This window comes from Tenacibaculum litopenaei (assembly GCF_964514025.1).
Lineage (GTDB): Bacteria > Bacteroidota > Bacteroidia > Flavobacteriales > Flavobacteriaceae > Polaribacter > Polaribacter litopenaei.
In genome coordinates, this window is record NZ_CAZEQT010000006.1 from 389,465 (window position 1) to 409,282 (window position 19,818).

At 38.6% G+C, this 19,818-nt stretch carries 18 protein-coding genes; 2 read left to right on the forward strand and 16 right to left on the reverse strand.

The window, feature by feature from the left end:
• Positions 1-58 precede the first annotated feature (58 nt).
• Genes ACKTS5_RS10365 through ACKTS5_RS10380 form a run of 4 tightly spaced genes read right to left on the reverse strand, consistent with a single transcriptional unit; the run spans position 59 to position 5,058 of the window.
• On the reverse strand, positions 59-952 hold the full coding sequence (locus ACKTS5_RS10365) for a MerR family transcriptional regulator (protein WP_408043794.1): 894 nt from the start codon (positions 950-952) through the stop codon (positions 59-61).
• A 49-nt stretch (positions 953-1,001) separates the two neighbouring features.
• Positions 1,002-3,569 carry a TonB-dependent receptor gene (locus tag ACKTS5_RS10370; RefSeq protein ID WP_408043795.1) on the reverse strand — a complete coding sequence of 856 codons (2,568 nt, stop codon included), beginning with the start codon at positions 3,567-3,569 and terminating at the stop codon, positions 1,002-1,004.
• Positions 3,570-4,499, reverse strand: coding sequence for a FecR family protein (locus ACKTS5_RS10375; RefSeq protein ID WP_408043796.1), 930 nt, complete (start codon positions 4,497-4,499; stop codon positions 3,570-3,572).
• Between the two features lie 43 nt (positions 4,500-4,542).
• The gene (locus ACKTS5_RS10380; RefSeq protein WP_408043797.1) at positions 4,543-5,058 is read right to left on the reverse strand and encodes an RNA polymerase sigma factor; all 516 of its coding nucleotides are present in this window, start codon (positions 5,056-5,058) and stop codon (positions 4,543-4,545) included.
• Positions 5,059-5,250: 192 nt separating this feature from the next.
• On the opposite strand from ACKTS5_RS10380, the gene ACKTS5_RS10385 reads away from it, so the two are divergent.
• Positions 5,251-6,456, forward strand: coding sequence for a multidrug effflux MFS transporter (locus tag ACKTS5_RS10385; RefSeq protein ID WP_408043798.1), 1,206 nt, complete (start codon positions 5,251-5,253; stop codon positions 6,454-6,456).
• 4 nt (positions 6,457-6,460) lie between these two features.
• Entirely contained in the window at positions 6,461-7,165 is a 705-nt protein-coding gene (locus ACKTS5_RS10390) for a pseudouridine synthase (protein ID WP_408043799.1), read from the forward strand.
• A gap of 175 nt (positions 7,166-7,340) precedes the next feature.
• Here ACKTS5_RS10390 and ACKTS5_RS10395 read toward each other — a convergent pair whose 3' ends face one another.
• The 12 genes from ACKTS5_RS10395 to ribD form a co-directional block, all read right to left on the reverse strand.
• Positions 7,341-7,820 (reverse strand): Lrp/AsnC family transcriptional regulator, encoded by a 480-nt coding sequence (locus tag ACKTS5_RS10395; RefSeq protein ID WP_408043800.1) that lies wholly within the window; start codon positions 7,818-7,820, stop codon positions 7,341-7,343.
• Positions 7,821-7,900: 80 nt separating this feature from the next.
• Positions 7,901-8,953 carry a M14 family zinc carboxypeptidase gene (locus ACKTS5_RS10400; RefSeq protein ID WP_408043801.1) on the reverse strand — a complete coding sequence of 351 codons (1,053 nt, stop codon included), beginning with the start codon at positions 8,951-8,953 and terminating at the stop codon, positions 7,901-7,903.
• Between the two features lie 3 nt (positions 8,954-8,956).
• Entirely contained in the window at positions 8,957-10,423 is a 1,467-nt protein-coding gene (locus ACKTS5_RS10405; protein WP_408043802.1) for an aminotransferase class V-fold PLP-dependent enzyme, read from the reverse strand.
• A gap of 138 nt (positions 10,424-10,561) precedes the next feature.
• Entirely contained in the window at positions 10,562-11,953 is a 1,392-nt protein-coding gene (glmM, locus tag ACKTS5_RS10410; RefSeq protein ID WP_408043803.1) for a phosphoglucosamine mutase, read from the reverse strand.
• Positions 11,954-12,088: 135 nt separating this feature from the next.
• The gene (locus tag ACKTS5_RS10415) at positions 12,089-13,465 is read right to left on the reverse strand and encodes a M43 family zinc metalloprotease (RefSeq protein ID WP_408043804.1); all 1,377 of its coding nucleotides are present in this window, start codon (positions 13,463-13,465) and stop codon (positions 12,089-12,091) included.
• Between the two features lie 255 nt (positions 13,466-13,720).
• Positions 13,721-15,490 (reverse strand): 30S ribosomal protein S1, encoded by a 1,770-nt coding sequence (rpsA, locus tag ACKTS5_RS10420; protein ID WP_408043805.1) that lies wholly within the window; start codon positions 15,488-15,490, stop codon positions 13,721-13,723.
• A gap of 185 nt (positions 15,491-15,675) precedes the next feature.
• A complete protein-coding gene (locus tag ACKTS5_RS10425) occupies positions 15,676-16,068 on the reverse strand; it encodes a pYEATS domain-containing protein (protein WP_408043806.1) in 393 nt (130 codons plus the stop codon).
• A gap of 4 nt (positions 16,069-16,072) precedes the next feature.
• Positions 16,073-16,597 carry a hypothetical protein gene (locus ACKTS5_RS10430; RefSeq protein ID WP_408043807.1) on the reverse strand — a complete coding sequence of 175 codons (525 nt, stop codon included), beginning with the start codon at positions 16,595-16,597 and terminating at the stop codon, positions 16,073-16,075.
• A 37-nt stretch (positions 16,598-16,634) separates the two neighbouring features.
• The gene (locus tag ACKTS5_RS10435; protein WP_408043808.1) at positions 16,635-17,243 is read right to left on the reverse strand and encodes an IMPACT family protein; all 609 of its coding nucleotides are present in this window, start codon (positions 17,241-17,243) and stop codon (positions 16,635-16,637) included.
• Between the two features lie 2 nt (positions 17,244-17,245).
• Positions 17,246-18,112, reverse strand: a complete 867-nt coding sequence (locus tag ACKTS5_RS10440; protein WP_408043809.1) for an EamA family transporter — start codon at positions 18,110-18,112, stop codon at positions 17,246-17,248.
• A 5-nt stretch (positions 18,113-18,117) separates the two neighbouring features.
• The gene (locus ACKTS5_RS10445) at positions 18,118-18,723 is read right to left on the reverse strand and encodes an HAD family hydrolase (protein WP_408043810.1); all 606 of its coding nucleotides are present in this window, start codon (positions 18,721-18,723) and stop codon (positions 18,118-18,120) included.
• A complete protein-coding gene (gene ribD, locus ACKTS5_RS10450; protein WP_408043811.1) occupies positions 18,716-19,744 on the reverse strand; it encodes a bifunctional diaminohydroxyphosphoribosylaminopyrimidine deaminase/5-amino-6-(5-phosphoribosylamino)uracil reductase RibD in 1,029 nt (342 codons plus the stop codon). Before ribD ends, ACKTS5_RS10445 begins: the two co-directional genes overlap by 8 nt.
• Between the last annotated feature and the right edge of the window lie 74 nt (positions 19,745-19,818).

Genomic DNA, 19,818 nt, shown 5'->3' on the forward strand with positions numbered 1-19,818 from the left:
AATCATGTATATAATTTTGTTAAAATTTTATTATAAAACTCTAAACAAAATAAATCAATTAAATTTCTTCTAAGAATTTAATAACGGATGGATATACAGCAATATCCGATTCGAAGCTCTTGTTAATCATGGTAATGGCTTTCACCCCTACTCCAATAAATTTATGATTTGTTTCTTTTAAAACCAAATCTATTTCCTTAAAATAATCATCAATCTTGTCATCATAAGGTTTTACCGTCATTGAGGCAACAAAAGTGATACTGCGCTGACTGTCAAAAAAGTAATTTAGGTTATCTAAAGGCAAACTCTGTCCGAGGTATACCGTGTGAAACCCTCTCAGTGCTAATTCATAATTTAAATACAGCAGACCTATTTCGTGAATTTCACCATCGGGTAAAAACAATACGTAGGTCTGATCAGAATCACCAGTAGTATATTCTAACTTCTCCGTATTCAATTGAATTTTCTGGATGATGAGATTGGAAATAAAATGCTCATGAGCAGGAAGCAAGGTATCCGTTTGCCAGAGCAGCCCTATGTGCTCTAAAAAAGGAATAAACACCTCTTTAAAAATCTGTCGAAACGTCTTTTTGTGCAGTAGTTTATTGTAGGTATTATTAAACAGCACTTTATCGAACTGAAACATCGATACTTTAAAAGCATTGATGGCTTCATCCTCGACAGCTAATTTAAAAGACAATTCACGTGCAGTCACCTTAATTTGGTCCTCCGACATGTCTGCTATCTTTGAAATTTTGTGGTTATGCTTGTTTAAAAGCGCTACGTTTAAGAGCTTTAGCAAGCTCTCCGAAGAATAATACCTTATATTAGTAGCGGTTCTTTTGGGTTCAAAAAGTTTGTAGCGCTTTTCCCATATCCGTATGGTGTGCGCCTTGATCCCAGAAATGTTCTCCAGGTCCTTAATGGTAAAAACCGTCTTAATATTGTTCAACTTTTTTTAATTTTATTTAAACAAATATACGGAATATTTTTAAACAACGCTATTTTATGAAGATCCTCAGTACGAGATTGGGAGTAAATCCTAAGGATAGATTGTCAATTCGCTGTTCTACATAATTTCCATTTAGAATAACAGAACTGTACTTTCTACTTAAAATATTCGTTTTATTGTACACATTGAGCAGCGACAGACCTATTTTTCCTTGCCAGCGTTTATTGCTGTCAAAATTGAACGAATAACTCGTTGAAAAATCTAATTTGTGGTAGCGCGGCAAACGCTGTGAGTTGATTTCACCCAAAAACAATGTACCGTCTTTTCCAATACCTACTAAAGGCGTATAAGGCGTACCTGTTCTGAGCATCCATGCCAGTGAAAAACTGAAATCTCCTAGTTGTAAGTTATGCGCCCATAAAAAACTATTGGTAACATCGAAATTACTAGGAAAAGCATTCCCGCGGTTAAAATTATCAAATAATTGTCGCGATTTACTATAGCTGTAGTTCATCCAAGAGCTGTAGTTCCCAAAGGTTTGCTTTAACAACACGTCTACGCCGTCTACAGATCCGGTTCCTATTAGGTTAATAGTATTTCCTGGAGGTCCGATGGTCGAAGCAATCCCTTTACTGTCTTTTCTGAAAAAATCGATATCAAAGATGGTTCCTTTGTTTTTGTACATCAGCCCCAAAGTGTATTGACTATTCCTCAATACCGGAAGTTCTTTACCATTCACCAACAACCAAACCTGGTCTTCCAACCCGAAATCAGAGGTGTGATTTTCAATGAGCTGACCGATGTTTTGTTGCTTGTATTCGTAGGATGTTTTTAAGGACAAATTTGGTAACACCTCTTGTTGCAAATACAATCGTGGAGCAAAATACATCTTGTCAACAAACGAAAAGTAATTCGCTCTCATTCCTACATTCAATATCGTTTTTGCATTTCTATTAAACCCATAGTTAAAAAACAAAGCATGGGTATTATTAATGTTTCGATCTTGAATGGTGTATTTAAAACTATTGGCACTATTTTCTCTGCTTATCAAGTAACGAACATCATTATTTACAAACTCATACCCCGTTAAAATAGAATTGTATTTCCCAAAATCGTGTTCGATAGCTGTTTTAAAGCCAATATCGTCAATCACATTGGTTTTGGTTGCTGCTTGGGTAAATGCCTGACTGTAGTTAAAACGGCCGTTGTATTTGTAAGAGAAATCGTAGTTTGAGGAATACAGACTCGTTTTTTGACGTGTGCGCTCACTCCAATTGCGCTCCCACTGCAATCTAAAACCGGAATTTTCGATTTTCAAATCGTCTTTAGTCATATACCTGTCGGTTGTTTTGGTTTGAAACAAATACCCTAATTTATTTCTGACCAAAAGATGATTAAAGACCAAGAGATCTTTGGGGCTCGCCTGGAGCGTTAGTTTTGAGTTAATATCGGCAAAGTAGAAATTATTTTTATTTTCAAAATCATCCAATGCCGCTTCTTCATTACGCGAGATAATAGTATTCTGAAATACCTTTTTTGACAACCTTGAAAAGGTCGAGGTTTTAAACACGTCGGTAAACGAACGTCTTCCTGAAATCGCCAATCCTACTTTTTTGCTTATTGGTATATTTAAAAAAGCGTCGAAATGTGTCATATTAACCCCAAAACCTCCTTGCACCCGAGTGGGTATATCTTTAGAGGTTTCAATATCGATAACTCCCGAGGTGTGATTTCCGTATTCCGAACTCGTACCACTTTTGTATATTTTGACTTTGTTAATGATGTAAGGATTGAATGCTGAAAGCATTCCAAAGAAATGTGACGAGTTGTACATTTTTATCCCGTCGAATAAAATGAGGTTTTGCTCTGGAGTCCCTCCTCGAATATACAAGCCCGATGCTGTTTCATTAGGACTACTGATTCCAGGAAGTAATTGAGCACTTTGCAAAACATCTGGCTCTGTTAGTCCGGCAACGGTCCCTAATCTTTTGGGAGAAATCACAATAGCGCCATCCGATTTTTTATCAATTCCCCCGACCATATAGTCCGTAATCAAGACTTCGTCTAGTAAGGTATTTTGAGGCCTGAGCTCAATTTCTAAACAACCCTCCTTGAGTGCACTTAGCTGGATTAACTTTGATTCATATCCTACAAAACTAACCTCCAAATGCGATTCGTTTTCCATATTTGACAATCTGAAAAATCCGTTAGAACGCGTACTTACACCAGTATTTTTGGTAAACGGAAAAACATTCGCTCCTTGCACTGGTGCTTTGGTAAGCGCATCGTACACAAAACCGCACACCTCACCTACTATTTTTGGTTTTTCAGATACGATAATATAGCGTGCATCTAATACTTCAAATAATAGGTTCGACTCTAAGCTGAGTTTTTTAAGAGTACTCGCTAATTCTTGTTGCTGGTAATTCCCTGCACAAAACTTTTGATTTACGAGTACGTCACTATAAGAGAACTTCACGTCGTGCTTTAACTCCAAAGCCGACAACAACTCTCTTAAGGGGATTATTTCCTGGTTTTGAGTGTTTTTCTGAGCAAACAGACACTGAACACAAATTAAACCGGTAATTAGTAATAAAACACGTACTCTTCTATTCATTTATTGCTTCACCAAGGTAACTGTCTTAGAATTGGTAAATATAACTCCAATTTTCATAGGTTCAAAGACAGTTTTTAAAGCAATCTTTAAATTTGCGTGCGTAAAGCTTCCTGTAAACTTTTGTTTCAGGTCTACTCCACCCACATCAATTTTAATATCGTACTGATTTTCAATGGCTAACACCACGTATTTTAGAGAAATACTTCTAAATGTAGTCTCTCCTTTTTTCCACTTAGGTTCTTGGTCAATCACGTCCCAAAACTCGGCTTCGGCTCCTGGAAATACCCTCAATGCCTTTCCTCGAGTAAGAATATTCTCCTCATTCTGAGTTTTTACACTTACTTTTCCTTCAAAACACTGAACCTCAATATAATCGTTATAAGAACGAACGTTAAATTGTGTTCCTAGAACTTGAACTTTTCCAAGCTTGGTTTCAACGGTGAACGTAGCTCCTTTTTCTACCTTAAAATAGGCTTCACCACGCAACTTTAACAAGCGTTTTTCTGCCCAGCTATCCTCGTCAAATGACAAACTTGAATTGGCATTTAACACAACTTCAGACTTGTCAGGAAGCTGTAGCGCTAACTGCTCTCCTACCTTAGTTTCAATACCTTCTGATCCGCTATTCATATAGAATACGCTCAATAATAACAATACGGCAGCCACGGCTCCATATACCCAGTTCAATGCTATTACCTTCGATTTCTTGGAAGGCTTAGCCGCCTGTGCAGACTTTTGTTCAACTTCTGATTCTATATTTTCATATACCTTTTCTTTAGCAAAATCAGGTTCTTCAAATCCTGAAGAGACCTCCATGATTTTCGTATACAAAAAATAATCAGAAGTCTGCTTAAAGTCCTCTAGCTCATTTTCTGTTAGTTCATCTTTTAACCATCGCGTTAAAAAATTTTCATCTATATTTTTATTCATTTCCTGCTTTTCTAATTGTATAACAAATAAACTTCTGTGTACCCTACTTAAAATTACTACCAATTTTCGCCCGAAGCGACTTTAGCGCCAAAGACATCCTCTTTTCGACAGCTTTTACTGAAATCCCTAGCATTTCTGCGATTTCCTTATATTTCTTTTTGTCTATTCTATTCAACAAAAAGACCTCTCGTTGTTTGTCAGGTAAGTCCGCAATCGCGCCTTTTAATTTTTTTAAAAATTCCTGTTCTTCAATGAGGTACTCAGGGGTTTCGTGAGTGTAGTTTTTTTGACCTTCTGAAGCGTGCTTAAGTACTATCTTTTTATGCGCCACGTGATTTAGGAACATATTGTTCGCCACCGTGAACAGAAAAGACTTCGCTTTCGAAAAAAACACCTTCGCACAGTTCTCCCATAGCTTGACAAATGATTCTTGGACCATGTCTTCTGCTAAATCGCGATCACCGCATTTGTAGTACATAAAATTATACAAGGATTTGGAATGTTCCTCGTAAACTTCATTGAATACTTTTGGTTTGCAAATAGTTTTTTTTGTTTCCATCGCAACAAACATAACATTTTTTAAAAAAAATGGTAGGGTTATTTAGATTTTAATTGTTTAATAGTAAAATTAATTAAAACGGTGCTATTAGTTCTCCACTCACCCTTCTTACTTCTAATAGCACCTTCTTCTTTAACGTACATTAGCGTCTTTTAACAAGGTGCTTTCTTAAAGATATTGTATTTTTGCGAGATGCAAAAATCTTCGAACACTTCACATATAGAATTCATTACTTTAATGGCTTCTTTAATGTCACTTGTCGCGCTCTCTATTGACGCATTGCTACCCGCTCTTAGCCCTATTGGCACAAGCATACACGTAACTGATAACCAAGACTTACAACTATTGATTACCATGATTTTTCTGGGTCTCGGTGTCGGTCAATTAATTTCAGGTCCCATCTCTGATAGTGTCGGCCGGAAACCTTTGATTTACGTAGGATTTATCGTTTTCGTCTTGGCTAGTATCCTCTGTGTGTACTCAGAGTCTTTGGAGTGGATGATTGTAGGACGCATTTTTCAAGGTGTTGGTTTATCAGCTCCGCGAACCTTGAGTATCGCCATGGTTCGAGATACATTTAGCGGGAATTACATGGCTAAAATTATGTCGTTTGTCGTTGTGATTTTCATTTTGGTTCCGGTGGTGGCACCCTCAATCGGGAAACTTTTGTTAGATCAGTACGGCTGGCAAGCTATTTTTTACAGTCAACTTTTTTTTGGAGCCTTCGTTATCCTATGGTTAGCAAAACGACAACCAGAAACGCTCAAGGAGGAATATAAAACCCCTTTGCGCCTACAACTCTTCACCAATGGTTTACGAGAGTTTTTCAAACAACGTCAGGCTTGGGTGTTCACCTTGGTGTCCGGATTAATCACCGGTGCTTTTATGGTATACCTAAGTGCCTCACAACAAATTTTTGAGAACCAATATCAATTGAAAGAGGAGTTTCCGTTTATTTTTGCCGGACTCGCGATTTCGGTTGGATTAGCCACCTTTTTAAATGGTACATTGGTTATGAAATACGGAATGTATCGATTGGTGCGATTTTTTGCAATTCTATTTATCGCTGTGTCTGGAGCCTATATCGCATTGTTTTATCAAACTCCAAACCCGTCAATTTATGTGCTCGTAACCTTTTTTGTCCTTCAATTTTTTGCCATCGGTTTCCTATTTGGGAACTTGCGATCTCTTGCAATGCAACCTATTGGACATATTGCCGGTGTGGGAGCTGCCTACAACGGTTTTATATCAACCATTATGGCCGTGCCAATTGCTACCTTTATCGGAGGCTTTGTCAAGGAAACCAGCCTACCGCTATTCATCGGCTTCTTTTGCTGTGGTATCCTGGCCTTAGGACTCATTTTATACGGAAAAACGAACGATACAAATAAAAATTAATCAGTTGGATTTACATATATTATACGAAGACGCGTACATCGTATGCGTTGCGAAACCAAACAACCTAGTGGTCCACCATGCCCATCACTCACGTAATGTCACCGACGAAACCTCGTTAGTGCAATTGGTAAACGAACACTTTGAAAGCAAGTGTCATCCTATTCATCGCTTGGACCGAAAGACCTCAGGAGTGGTCGTTTTTGCCAAGAGTAATGAATACGTCGCTCCTTTTCAACAGCTGTTTACCTCTCATGCTATTCAAAAAATTTACTACGGTATTGTACGCGGTCATGCCCCGGCTAAAAAAACCATTGACAGTCCCGTAAAAGGTAGAGATGCTAAAGTCTACAAAGACGCCGAGACGCAACTAGAATTGCTCAATACCACCGTGTTGGACATTCCTGTAAAACCCTATCCAAGCTCGCGTTATAGCCTAGTGAAATTACTTCCTAAAACAGGCCGCTTACATCAATTGCGCATACATTGTAATAAAATAAGCTATCCACTTGTAGGGGATCCTAAATACGGCGATAACAATCACAACCAAATGTTCGAAACTCAATTTCAGTGCAGCAAGTTGTTTTTACACGCCTATCAATTGCATTTCCAACACCCATTTACCGACGAAAAAATCGTGATCACTGCGCCATTTCCTGACGATTGGTTACGCATTGGTAAGCATTTTGATTGGAGTGAATTGCAATCTTAACAAACCCACTGATACGGGATCGTTTGGTCAGGGCTATTAGGAAAACACCTGCTTGAAAAAGACGCATTTGCAATAGCTGTACTTAACTTCCCACTACTTTAACCTGTAGCTAAGAAGCAAAAAAGGGCCGTAAATTAAATTTACGGCCCTTTATCATATTATTAAAAATAAGGTGTTATATCTCCTTAAAAATAGCGTGCATTAAACGCTTTTTATCGTTGATGCTTTCTTCCAAAGAAATCATTGTTTCCGTACGATTTACACCGTGGATATCATCAATTCTATAGATAATGTCTTTTGCATCATTCGTACTTCTCGCTCTTACTTTACAGAAAATGTTGTATTTCCCTGCTGTAACGTAAGCTACAGTAACATTCGGAATTAATCTTAGATTGTCCAATACGTGCTGAGTCATAGAAGTCTTCTCTAAAAACACTCCGACATGAGCGATAAAAGAATATCCCATTTTCTCATAGTTTAACGTAAGCGTAGACCCTTCAATAATTCCTTCATCTTCCATTTTTTTAACACGTACGTGGATAGTTCCAGCCGAAACCAAAAGTTTCTTGGCGATATCGGTAAACGGCGTACGAGCGTTCTCAATTAAAATGTCTAAGATTTGATGATCAATCTCATCGAGTACAAATTTTTTCATTTTGTGTTTATTCAAGTAATATTGCTAAAATATGATTTTTTTTCAATTTTAAAACTCCAATATTAAAGAAAATCCAAAAATTAGTCAATTACTTTAAATTCTTTATGACCCAAATAAGTTGATAAATTTCCTTCTTTCTCTTTAATCAAAGTAAGTGCAAATTTATTACTTTCAATTCTTTCTACATACTGATACGCTATATCTTTTTCATTATTTTTTGATCGATAAATCACGTCGTAGAAGTTCTTGATATTGTTAGGAATAGAAAAATACGGTTCGTAATTTTCAAAGGTTTTTTGTGTACTAATGTGAAAAATTCCTTGAAGAATGGCGTAAAAATTGAATTTTCGCACCATTTCACGCTCGTAATCTTCCGGGTAATGCCCTGCTTCAATCAAAATGGTGTTGTGCCCTAGCTTTTGAAAATTATCTCCTGTAGCAGTCGGATAAAACTCATCTGTATACCGTCCGATTCCATTTGGAATCAGTTTTTGCAGCAAGCTATTCATCGCGACAATGACATCCATCGTTTCTTTGCGCCCTTGTGTGAGTTTACGAGAAACTTCTTCAGAGGGTGCTAAAAAAGAAATCGTCGCAGGATTGTCTGTTCCTTCCACTCCAAAAATCGTGCGCTGATCGTGTAAATTAAAACAGAATTGTGGATTGAACGCATCGAGTTCGGCGCGCAGCAATTGGCTTTCAATAGCCGATTGGTCAACAGCGTCCCTATTGAGGTCCACCTCCTTGCTATTTACTCGGGTATAAGCTAAAGCACCGTCAGGATTTAACATGGGTATAATTTGCAAATCCACCTCCTTCAATATACTTTGCACAACTTCAGTATCAGCGAAGTGTACACAGTAATTGATAAAATCAAAAACTGCTTTGGTACCTGTACTTTCATTACCGTGCATTTGACTCCACATCAGGATTCTTTTACTTCCAGTACCCATACGAAGCTTAAAAATTGGGCGACCTTCCTCTGAGGCGCCCAATTTTTCAACTCGTATAAAAGCCGGTAATTTTTCAATTAGTGGTTGGATATCTTCCAAATGGATCCACCTTCCTGAAATCGATGATTCTTTAATCGTCACATATTGCTTTTCCAGCTGTAATTCGCTTAACAATTTCATAGTTTATACGGCAAACCAAGAAGCGACCAATCCTTTTTCAGGGGCCTCTACTTCTAAGTGTTCATAATCGTTTTTAATTGGGTTGTATCGATATTCCTTACTCCACACTTCAATATTAGCTGCTAAGGCCTCTAAAGACTCGCAGATAAACTGAACTTCGGCATCGATGATGGTAGGATGTACAGACAAACGTACCCAACCCGGTTTTTCTGTACTACAACCTTCCTGAATTTGATCTTTTATCTTGTGTGATGTCATTTGATCAACATTGAGTAAAAAGTGTCCGTAGGTACCTGCACAAGAACAGCCTCCTCTCGTTTGAATTCCAAATCGATCGTTGAGTAATTTCACCACTAAATTAAAGTGGTATCTCTCAAAATAAAACGAAAAGATACTCAATCTATCTTTGTGCTGTGGCGCTAAAATTCGCACTCCTTTCAGCCCTTCTAAACAATCGAAAAAGACCTTGTTTATCTCGTCTTCTCGACGTTTCATTAGCTCGGTTCCCATTTGATCTTTCACCTGCATGGCTAAGGCTATTCGAATGGTTTGCAAAAATGCGGGCGTCCCACCATCTTCACGGGTTTCCACATCGTCTATATAATCGTGTTCTCCCCATGGGTTGGTATAAGTAACGGTACCGCCTCCTGGGTTATCAGGAATCGTATTTTTATACAGTTTCTTATTAAACAACAGCACTCCAGAACTTCCTGGTCCTCCTAAAAACTTGTGTGGTGAAAAGAAAATTGCATCCAAATAGGCGTCTTCTTGTGCCGGATGCATATCGATATCAACATAAGGTGCTGAACAGGCAAAATCAACAAAACACAGCCCGTTGTACTTGTGTATTAACGAAGCGATTTTATGATAATCTGTCTTGATTCCTGTCACATTCGACCCAGCAATAACTGAGGCTATTTTTATAGGACGATCCTGGTATTTCTTAATGGTTTCCTCAAAGGCATCCAAACAAACCAATCCTGCGGCATTACAAGGCACCACCTCTACATCAGCGATGGTTTCGTACCACGATGTTTGATTGGAGTGATGTTCCATATGACTCACAAAAACTATAGGACGTTTTTCCTGCGGAATTTCAGTGTGTTCTTTTAAGTTTTCTGATACCTTAAGCCCTAAAATTCGTTGAAATTTATTGACCACTCCGGTCATTCCCGAACCCTCTGTGATCAAAACATCATCCGCATTAGCATTTACATGTTCCTTGATTATCGTACGCGCCTTGTGATATGCCAAAGTCATAGCCGCTCCTGTAGTCGAAGTTTCCGTATGGGTATTCGCTACAAAAGGTCCAAATTCGCGAAGCATCTTTTGTTCCAATGGCTCGTATAAACGTCCACTTGCAGTCCAATCTGCATAAATCAAATTCTTTTCACCATAAGGGGTTGTAAACGTCTGATCAATTCCGATGATTTGATCTCTAAATTTTCTAAAGTGCGATTCTAAACTCATCACTAGTATTTTTAAGGTAATTAAGAAATAACTTTTAAGTAGTCTGTATACTTGAGGAAGGGTATGGGTTTTATAAGATAGTCACGTCGGCACCATACCGACGGACTATTAAGTTATGCGGTTCAGTAATACGCTTGTTTACGCAATTACCGCTTGGATCTCGTCGATAAAACGAACCGCAAGAGCATCAGCTGCTTCTTGAGATTCCGCTTCGGTATAAATTCTGATAATCGGCTCAGTATTTGACTTGCGCAAGTGCACCCACTCGTTCGCAAAATCGATCTTTACACCATCCACTGTATTTACTTCTTCGTTTTCATAGGTAGCGGCCATGGTTGCCAATACTTCATCTACGTTGATTTGAGGAGTCAATTGAATTTTATTTTTACTCATAAAATAACTCGGGTAGCTATCGCGAAGTTCTTTACAACTCATTTTTACATTCGCCAAATGAGATAAGAACAAGGCCACTCCTACCAATGAATCTCTACCATAGTGCGATGCAGGGTAAATAATACCTCCGTTTCCTTCACCACCGATTACTGTATCGGTTGCTTTCATCATTTTCACCACGTTAACTTCTCCTACAGCACTTGCTGTATAGGTACCTCCGTGCTTTTCTGTAATATCGCGCAAAGCTCTTGACGAAGAGAGATTTGAAACGGTATTTCCTCCGTTGCTCTTTCCGAGAACGTAATCTGCACAGGCAACTAAGGTGTACTCTTCTCCAAACATAGAACCGTCTTCTGAGATAAGTGCTAAACGGTCCACATCAGGATCTACCACGATTCCCAAATCAGCCTTCTTCTTTACCACCAACTCAGAAATATCCGTTAAGTGTTCTTTTAAAGGCTCTGGATTGTGCGGAAATTCTCCGTTAGGCTCACAGTACAATTCTACACACTTTACTCCTAGTTCTTTTAAGAGCATTGGAATTGCAATTCCTCCTGTAGAGTTCACACCATCAACCACGACTTTGAACTTGGCTTTTTTAATCGCCTTAGTATCTACCAAATCAAGCTTTAAAACTTGTTTGATGTGCTTTTTAATGTAATTTTTCTTCTTTTTATACGATCCTAACTCATCCACATCAGCAAAAGTCATTGCTGAACCTTCAGCGATTTCCAACACTTCTGCACCATCAGCTCCATCGATAAACTCCCCTTTTTCATTGAGAAGTTTCAAGGCATTCCATTGTTTTGGGTTATGCGAAGCAGTTAAAATAATTCCTCCTTGTGCTTTTTCTATAGGAACTGCTACTTCAACCGTTGGCGTTGTAGACAAGCCCAAATCGAGCACGTTAATTCCTAATCCCACCAAGGTATTGGCTACTAAATTACTGATCATCTTACCTGAAATACGAGCATCTCGACCGATAACAACAGTAATCTTTTCTTTATCTCTATTCTTATTCTTAATAAAAGTTCCATATGCTGCAGCAAATTTAACTGCGTCAATAGGTGTTAAATTATCACCAACTCCTCCTCCTATCGTTCCTCTAATTCCTGATATCGATTTTATTAAAGTCATATCCTATTTTTAATTTTAAACAAATATAGCGGTATTTCACAAATACTCACTATGAGAGCAATCCTTTCCGTGTAACTTTTGTTACATATAACAGATATAAAAAAACCGTTAAATCTGTATTTAACGGTTCTTCATTTACTTATTTTGTTTAAAACAGAGTTCGGATTCCCGCTGTCCATTTTTGTAGGTGATGGTAATTCTATTATATCCAGTTGGCAGCTCTTGTAAATAGCGTTGTGACGCGATATCTAGTGCATTTAGTTTCTTAACTTTATACATGCCATTTAGCAATACCCCGTAACTTATCACTTCCCCACCTTGAAAACTATCAGTCGGCGCTGTTCTGCAATTCATCGTAGTCGTAGCTGAAACCTGCAGAATCTTTACCGCTGTATTATACGGATGCCCCACGGGAGTTTCCTCTTTTCCAAATCGCTGTTTCACTGCCGAGTTATCCGAGCACGAAACAAATTCATAATCAAACCCTTTTTGAAATTTAATGGTCTCAGTAGCCTCAGCGGTATAGTTTCCTGTATACGGCTGGTACAAGGATGCTAGCGTAGTTTTAACAGGCTCAAAAACATCAGGATACGCTTCGATAGCCGTATGCATGCGATTTGCTTGTCCTTCCGTAAATACGGCATGCGCTAAATCGCGACAGGGTAGGTTATACGAACTCATAAAGTTTGATGCAGGAATGTCTCTGATGGCTATTCCGCATTGATCATTCGACAAGTTACCCAAATACGAATGACAATCTCCAGCAATATCTGTTGTATTGAAGGGTACAGATGGAGGGGTATCTTCTACCCCATCGTTATAATGTGCCAATTCGCAATTTCCACTGTTCCAATTAGCATGGGTATGATGCAAAAAGAAATTGTGTCCTACCTCATGAGTCAAGGTCGAAGATAGCAGGTATTTATCATTCACTACCACATTGACTCCTGGCTTGTTAGCAAGGCCCGCAATTTCTCGGGTATCGTACTGGCTCATGCGAATGGTTGCGGCGATAAAGATATTCAAGCTGTTTTCCTGGTACAGTCCTTCCGTTTTCGCATAGGTGACCAATTCATCAAAGGTTCTTGTACCTCCCAAATAAACTACGGATCGATAGGTGTCATTAATTTCCCCATATCCTCGGTACTTAAAAAAGATATTATAGGCATTAAAAGCCCCATTTAAATTGGCTACTGCACTCAAAATATCCGCTTCGTCAATTGGGACAGTTCGCTGTCCATTATTTTCGTTGAGCACGTGAAAGTACACGTTAAACACCCGTTGTACGTCGCGATAATGCACAGTTGGATTCGTTAATTTTTGAGAGACCTCAGTCGTCCACTCTTCGTGGCAGTCAAGTGGTTGCATTTCGCGTTCTTTAAGGTAGTGTTCCACCTGATGAAGTTGCACTTGTTTTTCTTGTAGTAGATAGGTCAATTCTCGTTGTGCACAGCATACAGTAGTGCACAGAGCCAATGTTATAAACAGGCTCTCTTTTGTCGTATTGATCATAGACAAAGACTTAGAATTATGATATGATTTCCGGGGGGACCATTTCTAGGTGAACGGAAAGAGATTCAACTAGAAAATATTTTGAAAAGTAACCTACATCCTTTTCACATTTCACCTAATAAGATGACTATCAGTTCTATATAAATTTAATCAATTTTAGAACGAAAAACAATACTACTCATCGAAAAGTGCGGAAAGCACAAAAAAAACCGTTGCCTAAGGCAACGGTTTTCAAGAATTTATAGTGGTTGAGAATTATTTCCCTTCCATTTTCTTCTTTAATTCAGCTAATCCACCGATATCTCCTAAAGTAGTTTTTTCTACTTCTTGAGCTTTCTTAGCAGCAGCTTTTACGTTCTTTTGCTCTTCTTCTCTAAAGATAGAAGTGTGAGAAACAACGATTCTACGGTATTCTTTGCTAAACTCAGTAACTTGGAACTTTACAGTGTCACCTTTACCTAATTTTCCTCCTTCTTCTTTCTCTAAGAAACGAGTTGGAGCAAATGCTTCTACACCGTCAGCGAATGCTACAGTAGCACCTTTATCGTTTTTATCCTTGATAGTTCCTTCGTGGATAGATCCGATAGCGTAAGTAGCTTCATGAGCATCCCAAGGGTTCTCTAAAGTTTGCTTGTGACCTAAGTTTAACTTGCGGTTTTCTACGTCTAACTCTAATACTTGAACTTCTAATTTATCACCTACTGTTACGAAATCAGATGGGTGCTTAATTTTCTTAGTCCATGATAAGTCAGAGATGTATACTAATCCGTCGATTCCTTCTTCTAACTCTACGAATACACCGAAGTTAGTGTAGTTACGTACAGTTCCAGTGTGCTTAGAACCTACTGGGTATTTAGAAGTGATATCAGTCCAAGGATCTGGGTGTAATTGCTTCATACCTAAAGACATCTTACGCTCTTCGCGGTCTAATGTTAAGATTTGAGCCTCTACTTCGTCACCAACAGTTACGAAATCCTGAGCCGAACGCAAGTGCGTAGACCAAGACATTTCAGAAACGTGGATTAATCCTTCAACACCATCTTCTACCTCTACGAAAGCACCGTAGTCAGCTAATACTACTACTTTACCTTTTACAGTATCTCCTACTTTTAAATCAGAGTTTAATGCTTCCCATGGGTGAGCAGATAATTGCTTTAATCCTAATTGGATTCTAGACTTGTTATCATCGAAATCTAAGATAACAACATTTAAACGTTGATCTAACTCAACAACCTCATTTGGATGGTTGATACGAGACCAAGATAAATCAGTAATGTGGATTAATCCGTCAACACCTCCTAAGTCAACAAATACACCGTAAGAAGTTACGTTTTTAACAACTCCTTCTAATACTTGTCCTTTTTCTAATTGACCGATGATTTCACGTTTTTGATCTTCTAAGTCAGCTTCGATTAACGCTTTGTGAGATACTACTACGTTCTTAAATTCGTGGTTGATTTTAACAACTTTGAATTCCATAGTTTTCTCTACGTATTGATCGTAATCACGGATAGGCTTCACATCGATTTGAGAACCTGGTAAGAATGCCTCGATTCCAAATACGTCAACGATCATACCTCCACGTGTTCTACACTTAACAAAACCGTTAACGATTTCTCCAGTTTCGTGAGCGTTGTTAACACGATCCCAAGCTTTGATTACACGAGCTTTCTTGTGAGATAATACTAATTGTCCAGAAGAGTCTTCTCTCTTGTCAACTAATACTTCTACTCTATCTCCAACAGCTAAATTTGGGTTGTAACGGAATTCGTTTAACGAAATTACACCTTCTGACTTAGAGTTGATATCGATGATAGCATCACGCTCAGTAATACGTACTACTAAACCTTCAATTACATCACGCTCATTTACGAACCCTACAGTTCCCTCTAAAGCAGTTTCAAATTCTTTTAATTTAGCCTCGTCTACAGCCTCAATACCTTCTTCGTATTTGTGCCAATCAAAGTTTGCTAAAAATTCTGCTGGATTTACAGCTTCCGCTGCGTTTTTTGTTTCTTCAGACATGTCTGAAATAAATTTTGTATCTTTTTGTCAACCAGGCTTTTATCGAAATTAACGCCAAGAGATATTAAACTTAAATAAATAATTTTGTACCTTTTCCAAACCTGTACTCGTAAAAAGGAGTGCAAAGATACAAAAAAATATTTAGTTATCCTAGTTGATAGCGTTTTGTAAGTGAGTATTTTAGCTTAAAATTGTACTTCCCAATTTATTTCCCCTTTTTTAATCTGTTCTCCATAAGTCAAAAAGTGGTTGAGTTCCAAGCGCTGTCCATTGATGTCTTCTAGTTCTATTTTGACGTAAAACAACCCCCAAGTCCACAGTACCAATTTACAGTAAGGATTTTGAGGACGGCGTTCAATAACACGAACTCTGTTATTAAAAGACTGGTGTAACGTATAGGTCGCTTTCTTTATAAACGGAACATCATTCCCTTCCAAGTACAAATATACCTTGTATAAGTTTCTACCACTTTTTCCTTTTCGGTAATGGGCTTTACGTACCTTAAGTTGATCTCGATCCTCTGGATTGAATAGTGAATCGCTTATTTTGACGTCATATGTTTTGAGTCTTTTTTTCATCGCACTATTCTTTTAGGTCAATTCCCGGATCTGGAGCCGGCTGCATGGTCGTGTAAACATCTTCTTGAATACTTTCTTTTCCTTCGAGAGGATCCGATTGTTGAGCTGCCTCTCCATTACCTGTAATCGCTGAGTTCGTACGTGCCGCAGATTCTCCAAAGTAATACCCTATAACCGTTCCCATAATTCCTCCTAAAGAAGCAATGACCAGTTTAAGCGCTTCCATTTTTTGGTAAAATAAATCCGTAGCTGCCATGGAAAAGATAATCAACCCCGCAAAAATCAATACAATTACTAAGGCCAAAAAATGCTTAAAGTCGTTGATGAGATTGGCAAAAAACTGGGTAACCATATAAATCAGATTTCCGTAGCCTTTACTCTTAACTTCGGGTTGCTTGTAACGTCCCCAACTGAACAATTTAGCAAGCCAATTGATAAATGACATCAGTGCAAATACGCACAGGATGAACATTAAAATACCTTTTGACTGCTTTGAAAGCATGGTTAAGAATTCTTCAATTACAAGCATGGTTCGTTTTTTTAGCTAAGGTACGTATTTTTCCTCGTTACACTTCCAATTCTTTGATGGTAACTTTAAAAAGGTTATCAAAAATTTCCTTAATAATAGGGGCTTCTTTTTTGCGGATGGCAATTTCGTATTTACAATCCATTTCTAAGGTTTGTCCCACAATCCGAATATTTCGTTCTTTAATGATGCGCTGCACTTTGTTCATCATATCGTACCCGAATTGAAGCTCAAAGTGCACGTCAATGGTTCGCTCTTCAATATTTGCTGCCTCCAACGCCAGTTTTGCAGAATTTTTATAGGCATTAATTAAACCTCCTACTCCTAATTTCGTTCCACCAAAATACCGCACAGAAACCACCAATACGTCAGTTAGGTCAAATGCTTGAATTTGCCCGTAAATAGGTTGTCCGGCTGAATTGCTCGGTTCGCCGTCATCATTGGCTCTGAATTGCACTCGTTCTTTCCCCAGCTGCCATGCATAACAGTGGTGACGTGCCGTGTGGTGCAGTTTTCGCAACTGCTCGAGACAGTGTTTGATATCCTCCTCCGATTCCACGGGAAAAGCATAACCAAAAAACTTACTATTTCTGTCTTTAAACAGCGTTTCCTCAGAAGGAGCAGTCAAGGTTTTATAGGTGTCTTTCATAATTAACCATTGGCATTTGCTACGAGTACGATTCCGATAATGGCAAGCGCTACTCCGATGAGATTCTTTTTACTCAAGCGTTCTTTAAACAAAACAACACCGACCACTGTCGACAAAATCACAACCCCCACATTATTAAAGGTAAACAATTCTGAACTTTCAAAATTTTTGTTTTGCAATGCTTTGATAAGAAAGAATATAGAATAGTAATTTGGTATTCCTAAAACAATTCCTGCCATGAGGTTTTTCCATTGAAATTTAGGACGTTTCACTAACAGTTGCCCCAAAAGTACCAGGATTCCAAACAAGGCTGCAAACCCGAACAAACAGCCTGAGAAAAAGTCTACATCGTGCTGTGACACAAAGTTCGTTTCTACGTATTTTAAGGTGGTATCGATAACTCCTGAGCCGAGGAATAATAAAATAGGAAAGATCAAATTACCGCCTTTTCCAGACTTGCCTTCCTTTACCGAGGACAAGTAAACTGCGATTAAGGCAATGATTATCCCAATTAATTTTAAGACTCCTGCGCTTTCGTTATACAGCACAATACCAAACAATATGGGGACTACGAGCGACATTTTCCCTGCTATCGAAGCGACTCCCACCCCGTTTCGCTGAGCTGTTAGCGCCATCACAAAAAAGATGCTGACAAATAACAACCCCAGAAAAATTGCCCCGAGTAACCACGGCTGCTCCGGAACTGTACCTAACTTTCCAAACGCGTTGGCAGAGGCCATCCCCAATACAAATGCGACCACGTAATTGACTACTATCGCTTGTAAAGTATCGATTTTAAAACGATCAAAATATTTAAATATCACAAACAGCGATGTGGAAAAACACACGCTCAAAACTAAATTCATCATACTCCCTAAATTCCTAATTTTTCAGCTAAATTAACTACGTCTTCTTTTTCTGGATCTATATTCCAACTTCTAATACCTAACTGTTCGGCAGCTTCCGTGTTTTCAAGCGTATCATCGATAAAAAACGTTTCTTCCGCCAACAAGTTGTTTTCTTCTAATACAAATTGGTAAATATCACTGTTGGGTTTTCGAAAATGGATCTCATGAGATAAGTAGAACTGCTCAAAACAACTCTTAAACTCTTCGTATAGTTCCATTCCCCAATCATTTTTAATCCAATCGATATGCAATTCATTGGTGTTGCTCAGTAAAAACAAACGATACTCAGCACCTGCTGAGAGTTCCTTTAAAAACTGAAGTCGATGCTTAGGAAAATCCAGTAAGATGGCATTCCAAGCTCGTACGAGATCTTCTTTACTAAAGCCATAGGTCTTGTGAAAATGCCCTACAAACGCTTCTGTAGTAATCTTACCTGTTTCATAAGCGTAATACTGTTCTAGCATAGATTCGTCTACTTCGTGTAGTCCCAATTTAGCTAATTCTCTATAGGTTGCTTGCTTGTCGAGATTGATAAACACATCTCCAAAGTCAAAAATGATATTCTTAATCATTGGTTATAATTCGTAAATAGTCGTTTTTAATGAGTTCTTGTCGGTATCCCTTACCGCTAATTTCAGGAGCTGGAATTCCAGTACCTAAGGCTACCGATCCTGTAAAGATGCGGGCTTCATCCCAAAGACCTTCTTTTATAAAGGTCGTCAGTGTTTGACGCCCACCTTCGATAATGACAGATTGAATTTTATGTCGTTGCAATACCTTGCAAATTTCCATAGCCAAAGAAGATTCGAACGAGATAGGCTCTACAAATACACGTTCATCTTGATAGTTTTCTTTTACGATATTTCGATCGACAAGCACTATGGTTTTTACAGTTTGATCAAACAGTTTTGAGTCCTTAGCGATACGTTGGGTACGGTCAATAACAACGCGAACGGGATGTTGCCCGGACCACGATCTTACATTTAAGGCGGGGTTGTCATCCACAGCAGTATTCGTACCTACTAAAATGGCATGCTCTTCCGAACGCCATTTGTGTACCAATTGTTGCGAATGCTTATTTGAAATCCATACTGGTGCTCGGTGCTCTTTTTTCAAAGGTGCGATAATCCCGTCAGAAGATGCCGCCCACTTCAAAATCACATAAGGACGTTGCTCATTTTGTACCTTAAAAAATCGTCGATGATGGTAAAAGCACGCTTGTTCGAGTACGCCTACAAGTACCTCACAACCCGCCTTTTTTAAGCGTTCAATTCCTTTCCCTGCCACTAAACTGTTGGTGTCTAGGCAGCCAATAACTACACGAGGTATCCCCTCCTTGACTATTAAATCTGCACAGGGAGGTGTTTTTCCGTGGTGTGAACATGGCTCCAGAGTCACGTATAAAGTAGCCTCTCTCAACAGTGATTTATCTTTGACTGAACCAATGGCATACACTTCTGCATGTGCACCTCCGTAGGCCGCTGTAAATCCTTCTCCTATAATCTTTTCATTGTGAACAACCACAGCTCCTACCGAAGGATTGGGTCTTGTTGTTCCAATACCTAAGCCTGCCAATTGCAGACAGCGTTTCATATATTTTTCGTGATTTATCGGCTTCATAATAACTCACTCAAAAGAGATTTTTTTTGATTGATCATTTTGGTAAA